Here is a 6168-nt window from a genome sequence, read left to right as displayed (position 1 = left end):
CCGCCCGGCTCGCGTCGACCAGCGCTTCGCGCTTGAGCGATGCGGTACGCCGGGCCGAAGCCTCGCTCGGCGTCCGTCTTTTTCATCGCACCACGCGTGCCGTGACACCGACCGAAGCGGGCCAGGCGTTGATCACTCGGCTCGCCCCGGCCATCGGCGCGATGGAGGAGGCGCTCGATGCCGTCAACGGCTTTCGCGATCGTCCTTCGGGGACTCTGCGACTCAACGTGCCGGTCAGCGCCGCGCGACTGGTCTTGCCGGACATTCTGCCGGCGTTTCTGCAGACCTATCCGGACATTCACGTCGAGGTGATGGCGGACAGCAGCGTGTCGGATATCTTCGCGGCGGGCTACGACGCCGGTATTCGCTATGATGAGCGCCTCGAGCAGGACATGATCGCGGTACCTATCGGCCCGCGCGAGCAGTCGTTCGCGCTGGCGGCCTCGCCCGCCTACCTGGCCCGACGCGGCACGCCGACGCATCCCCATGCGCTACTCGAGCACGCCTGCATCAGCGGGCGCTTCGGTAACGGCAATCGTCCCGACTGGGAGTTCGAGCGCGGCGATGAACTGATCCGGATCAAACCCGCCGGGCCGCTGGAGATCAGCATCGGCGGCGGTGTCGATCTGGGCGTCGACGCGGCCGTTCGAGGCTGCGGCCTGATCATGCTGTTCGAGCAGTGGCTGCGGCCTTACTTCGAGAGCGGTGCGCTGGTGCCGGTGCTCGAGCCCTGGTGGCCACGTTTTCCCGGCCCCTATCTCTACTACGCCGATCGTCGGCTCGTGCCCGCACCGCTGCGGGCATTCATCGACTTCGTGCGCGAGCGGGCCGTGCCGCCATAGCGTTCGCGGCAGGGCTGGCTCGATCCTCGCTCAGCGATGGCCTAGATTGCGCTTTTGCCGGAGACGACCCGGTCGACGCGCTGCAGATGCTCCGAACCGATCTTGTCCGGCGAACCGGCGCCGATCAGGGTCATGGTCACCTTCATGTCGGCAGCGATCAGCCTGAGCAGATTGGCGACACCGCGCTGGCCGTCGGTGGCGAGGGCGTACATGTAGGCGCGGCCGAGCAGCACGCCCTTGGCGCCGGAGGCGAGCATGCGCACCACATCTAGCCCTGAACGGATGCCGGAGTCGGCGAGCACGGTGAGGTCGTCACCGACCGCTTCGGCGATCTCCGGCAGCACGCGCACCGTCGGGGCGGCGCCGTCGAGCTGGCGACCGCCGTGGTTGGAAACGACGATGCCGTCGGCGCCGAGGCGCACCGCGTCGCGGGCGTCTTCCGGGTCGAGAATGCCCTTGATGATCAGCTTTCCTTTCCACGTCTCGCGAATCCACTCCAGGTCCGCCCAGGCGATGGATGGGTCGAAGTTTTTGCCGAGAAAGCCCATGTAGTCGTCCATCTTCATCGTGCGCCGAGTATAGGCCTCGATGTTGCCGAACGAGAGTGGTCGCCCCTTGTAGCCGACGTCATACGCCCACTGGGGATGCGTGATCGCCTGTAGATATTGGCGACTGGCGGCGAAGGGCCCCGACATGCCGGAGTGGCGGTCACGATAGCGCGTGCCGGGCACCGGCATGTCGACGGTGAAGACCAGCGTCTTCATGCCGGCGGCCCAGGCGCGCTCGAGCGAGTTCTGCATGTAGCCGCGGTCCTGCAGCACATAGAGCTGCGACCACAGCTCGCCGCTGGCGCCGGCGGCGACTTCTTCGATGGCACAGACCGAGACGGTGGAGAGCGTCGAGGGAATACCAGCCTCGCTGGCTGCCCGCGCCGCCTGCACCTCCCCGCGGCGGGCATACATACCGCAGGCGCCGATCGGTGCCAGCGCCACCGGCATCGCCCAGCGGTTGTCGAGCACGTCGGTGTCGAGCGTCGGCGCGCCGACGCCCTGCAAGACACGCTGACGCAGCGAGAGCGCATTCAGCGCGGTCACGTTGTCGGTGAGTGTCTTTTCGCTGACCGCGCCACCGTCGAGATAGTCGAAAAGAAAGCGGGGCAGCTTGCGGCGCGCGGCCTCGCGGTAATCGTTCGGGCTGGAGATGATCATCGGCGTCCCATCGAGAGCGGCTGAGGTAAAAACCGGGTGCTGATTCAAGCGTAGTCCGTCAGCATGCCCTGCAGCCGCGTTGGAGTTGAATCGGCTTGCGGCTAAAGTCTTAGCCCCCCGTGTCGATCCTGGAGAGGCGACACACCGCCAAGAGGGCCAATGCGGCCGCAGATGGCTTATCCTGAGGCCTCGCGTCATCGGTCGGAGTTTTCCCATGCGCATGTCCCCCATGCCGCCGCTCAATTCGCTGATCGCCTTCGAGGCGGCGGTCAGGCACATGAGCTTCACGCGCGCCGCCGTCGAACTCAATCTCTCCCAGAGCGCCGTCAGCCGTCAGATCGTCCATCTCGAGGCGTTTCTCGGACGCAAGCTATTCGTGCGCCAGCAGCGCCAACTGACTCTCACTCGTGCCGGCGAGACGTACGCGCTGCAGGTGCGCTCGATTCTCGATGACTGCGTACAGGCCACCGCCGAGGTGATGAAGAGCACCGGCGAGAACGAGCTGACCATCGCCTGTACTGCCGGCGTGGCGCAGTTCTGGATGGCACCTAAACTGGCGCAGTTCCGCCGCGAGCATCCCGACGTCAATCTGCGACTGGTGGTGCGCGATGGCGTGTCGCTGCTCTCGGCGTTCGAGTTCGATATCGCGCTCTACTATCTCAAGACACCCACGCTCTCGAGTTACGAGACGGCGCAGCTGATTCCCGAGCAGGTCTTTCCGGTCTGTGCGCCGGGCTATCTCGATGCCTGCCGCGACCGCCATGGAATTGCCGGTGACGCCAGGCTGGAACCAGCGCATCTGCTGGCGGAGACGCTGCTGGCGCTCGAAGACGCACAGAGTCTCTGGGTTTCCTGGCGCGACTGGTTTCGCTACCACGACCTCACGTTGACAGGCGGGGCGAGCACCGTCGTGTTCAACAACTATCCGGCACTGGTAGAGATGGCGGTACAGGAGCAAGGCATCGTGCTCGGCTGGCGTCATGTGATCGACAGCCAGGTCGAACGGGGTCGCCTGGTGTGGGCCTCCGATCACTGGGCGGCGCACGGCGGTGGCTACTACCTGATCACGCCCGAGGAGCGTCACGAAAATGCCGCCACGCGCCGCTTCAAGCGCTGGCTGCTCGAGCGTGCACCTGGTAGCTGAACCTGCCGGCCATTGATGCGCCGAGCGCATGCTGACATGCGTTTTTGTCGCTTTTCCGGTCTCGCGGCTCGCCAGTAGTCTCGTGAAAGTCGTTTGTCGCCAGTCATGGCGCCTCCATCAAGCGCGCCAATCACGACTCTCCAATCACAATAACGTTTCACGAGACTACCCCATGAGCGATCTCTCCGACCGTCCCCTGCTGCTGACCAACGCCGACCTCGTCGACGGCAGTGCCGCTGAGCCGCGTCGCGGCGTTCACGTGCTGATCGAGGGTGGCCGTATCGTGCAGGTCTCCGAGTCGCCGATCGAGGCGCCGGAGGCTCGCGTCATCGATCTGACCGGCCGCACGCTGATGCCCGGCCTCATCGACTGCCATGTACACGTCATCGCGACGACCGCCGATCTCGGCGCCAACATGCTGCTGCCGGATTCGCTGGTGACTGCCCGTGCCACGCCGATTCTCAAGGGCATGCTCGAGCGCGGCTTCACGACCGTGCGTGACGTCGGCGGTGCCGACCGTGGCATTCAGCAGGCGGTGGCAGAAGGCCACTTTGCCGGCCCGCGGCTGGTGGTGTGCTGCAAGGCGCTCTGCCAGACCGGTGGCCACAACGATTACCGCGGTTTCTTTGACGAGCGCGACGATCAGTATCAGTCCCGCCGTCTGGGGTCGATGGGGCGCATCTGCGACGGCATCGACGCGGTCCGCCGCGCGGTGCGTCAGGAGATCAAGAGCGGCGCGCAGTTCATCAAGGTGATGGCCAACGGCGGCGTCTCCTCGCCGAGCGATCCGATCGATTTCCTGAGCTTCTCGGTCGACGAGCTGAAAGCCATCGTCGAGGAAGCCAGCAACGCGCAGACCTACGTCAGCGCGCATCTCTATACCGATGAGGCGATTCGCCGCGCGGTCGAGGTGGGTGTTCACTCGCTCGAGCACTGCAACCTGATTACGCGGGAGACGGCAAAGCTCGCCGCCGAGCGCGGCGCCATGGCGTGTCCGACGCTGGTGACCTACGAGCGACTCAAGATCGAGGGCGCGGACTACGGGCTCAAGCCGGAGTCGGTCGAGAAGATCGACGACGTGCGCCTGGCCGGGCTCGAGAGTCTGGTCATCATGCGCGAAGCGGGCCTGGAAATGGCTTACGGCACCGACCTGCTCGGCGAGATGCATCCGCATCAGTCCGAGGAGTTCGTGATCCGCTCCCAGGTTCTGCCGCCGCATGAGGTCATTCGCAGCGCCACGGCGACCGCCGCCAAGCTGCTGCGCATGGAGGGCGAGATCGGCTGCGTCGCGCCTGGCGCCCACGCGGACCTGATCGTGGTCGACGGCAATCCGCTCGAGGACATGCGCCTGCTAACCGGGCAGGGCGAGCACCTTTCGCTGATTCTGCAAGGCGGCGTGGCGGTGAAGGATCGACTGACGCACTGAGCCTGCCCGGGCGGTCGCCGTCAGTCGTCGCGACCGCCTGGTGACACGCATACGCATCACAACTGCACGCATAACAACCACAACAGAACTCAGGAGACTGCTGCCATGCAGGCTTTCTTCGTTATCGCCTATCTCGTGCTGATGGTCGTCATCGGCCTCTATTTCTCGCGCCGCAAGGTTCACGACGACACCGATTTCATCGTCGCCGGCCGCTCGCTCTCGACGATCGTGCTGACCGCGACACTGCTGGCGACCTTCGTCGGCTCCGGTTCGATCGTCGGTGGCGCCAGCTTCGTGTTCCAGCACGGTCCCGGCGCGGCGATCTTCTTCTTCGCCGGCACGCCGATTGCGGCGCTGGTGGTCTACTTCCTGCTGGCGCGCAAGATGCGCAGCTCGCAGGCGACCACCATTCCCGGCCTGATCGAAGCGCGATTCGGGCCGGCAGCGCGCTCGATCGCGGCGCTGATCATCCTGCTCGCCTACGTCGGGATCGTCTCGTATCAGTTCACCGGCGCCGGTCAGGCGCTCAACCTCGCGTTCGGACTGCCGGTTTGGCAGGGCGTGCTGATCGCCGCGCTGGTAATGATTGGCCTGGCGACCATGGGCGGGTTGGTGTCGGTGGCCTATACCGACTATCTCAGCGCGGTGATCATCTTCGGTAGCATGCTGATCGCGCTGCCGCTGGTCCTGACTCGGCTCGACGGCTTCGATGGCATGATGGCGGCGCTGCCGGCGACCCATCAGACGCTGCTCGGCGGGCTCTCGCCGTGGCAGGCGCTGGGTTACTTCCTGCCGCTGTTCCTGCTGATTCTTGGCGACCAGAACCTGTTCCAGCGTTTCGCTGCAGCGCGCGATCCTGCAACGGCCAAGAAAGCTGCGATGGGCCTGGTCATCGCCTCGATCGTCTGCTCCGGCCTGATCACGCTGCTGGTCTGCGCCACGCGGGTAATGTATCCGGATATCACGCCCTCCACGGCGATGATGACGCTGGCCCAGCAGGGGTTGCCGACCGTGGTTGGCGGGCTGCTGCTCGCTTCCCTGGTGGCGCTTCTGTTGACCACCGGTAACTCCTACCTGCTCTCCGCCTCCGCCAGTCTGACCCAGGACATCCTCGGCGGCTGGATGAAGGTCAAGATCCCCGCGAGCAAAGCGCTGCTGGTCAATCGGTTGACGGTCGTCGGGCTTGGCGTACTGGCGTGGATTCTGGGGGCTTTCTTCCCCAGCGTGCTGGCGATGCAGATGTACTCCTACGGCATGTACGGTGCGGCGATCACGCCGGTATTCCTCGCCGCGCTGCTGTGGCCACGCGCCACGCCGGCCGCAGCGCTCGCTGCGATGATCGTCGGCGGGGCGGTGACCCTGATCTGGGAGATCCCGCTGGGCAAGCCGATGGGCTGGAATAGCGTGCTGGTCGCCATGCCGCTGGCAGCGATCACGTTGATCGCGGTCAGCCTGGCCGGGAAACGTCAGCCGGCGGTGTCGGCCGGGGCATAGACCTTAACAGCCGACCGTGGCATCAAAACCTAGCCCCAGACCCGAGCCACTGGG

5 protein-coding genes are annotated in these 6168 nt (G+C 65.5%); 4 read left to right on the top strand and 1 reads right to left on the bottom strand.

Translation table 11 applies throughout. From position 1 onward, the window contains the following. Positions 1-842: LysR family transcriptional regulator (locus IE125_RS08620; RefSeq protein WP_189444221.1), on the top strand; the 842-nt coding region annotated here is incomplete at its 5' end. 41 nt (positions 843-883) lie between these two features. On the opposite strand, the gene lldD is transcribed toward IE125_RS08620, so the two are convergent. Further along, positions 884-2050: an FMN-dependent L-lactate dehydrogenase LldD gene (gene lldD, locus IE125_RS08615; protein WP_189444220.1), complete on the bottom strand. Its 1167-nt coding sequence runs from the start codon at positions 2048-2050 to the stop codon at positions 884-886. Positions 2051-2264: 214 nt separating this feature from the next. On the opposite strand from lldD, the gene IE125_RS08610 reads away from it, so the two are divergent. The 3 genes from IE125_RS08610 to IE125_RS08600 all read left to right on the top strand — a co-directional run bounded on the left by IE125_RS08610 (position 2265) and on the right by IE125_RS08600 (position 6114). Beyond that, complete coding sequence (locus IE125_RS08610) at positions 2265-3194, top strand: LysR substrate-binding domain-containing protein (protein ID WP_189444219.1); 930 nt, start codon at positions 2265-2267, stop codon at positions 3192-3194. 172 nt (positions 3195-3366) lie between these two features. After that, complete coding sequence (locus tag IE125_RS08605) at positions 3367-4620, top strand: metal-dependent hydrolase family protein (RefSeq protein WP_189444218.1); 1254 nt, start codon at positions 3367-3369, stop codon at positions 4618-4620. Between the two features lie 105 nt (positions 4621-4725). Beyond that, positions 4726-6114, top strand: a complete 1389-nt coding sequence (locus IE125_RS08600) for a sodium:solute symporter family protein (RefSeq protein ID WP_189444217.1) — start codon at positions 4726-4728, stop codon at positions 6112-6114. Positions 6115-6168: the final 54 nt, after the last annotated feature.

This window comes from Salinicola rhizosphaerae (genome assembly GCF_014652715.1).
Lineage (GTDB): Bacteria > Pseudomonadota > Gammaproteobacteria > Pseudomonadales > Halomonadaceae > Salinicola > Salinicola rhizosphaerae.
Note: the sequence above shows the minus strand (reverse complement) of the source record. Positions and strands in the feature narration are given on the sequence as shown.

Coding starts and splice junctions, on each gene's coding strand:
- lldD (WP_189444220.1), bottom strand. CDS start 2,050: ATGATCATCTCCAGCCCGAACGATTACCGCGAGGCCGCGCGCCGCAAG.
- IE125_RS08610 (WP_189444219.1), top strand. CDS start 2,265: ATGCGCATGTCCCCCATGCCGCCGCTCAATTCGCTGATCGCCTTCGAG.
- IE125_RS08605 (WP_189444218.1), top strand. CDS start 3,367: ATGAGCGATCTCTCCGACCGTCCCCTGCTGCTGACCAACGCCGACCTC.
- IE125_RS08600 (WP_189444217.1), top strand. CDS start 4,726: ATGCAGGCTTTCTTCGTTATCGCCTATCTCGTGCTGATGGTCGTCATC.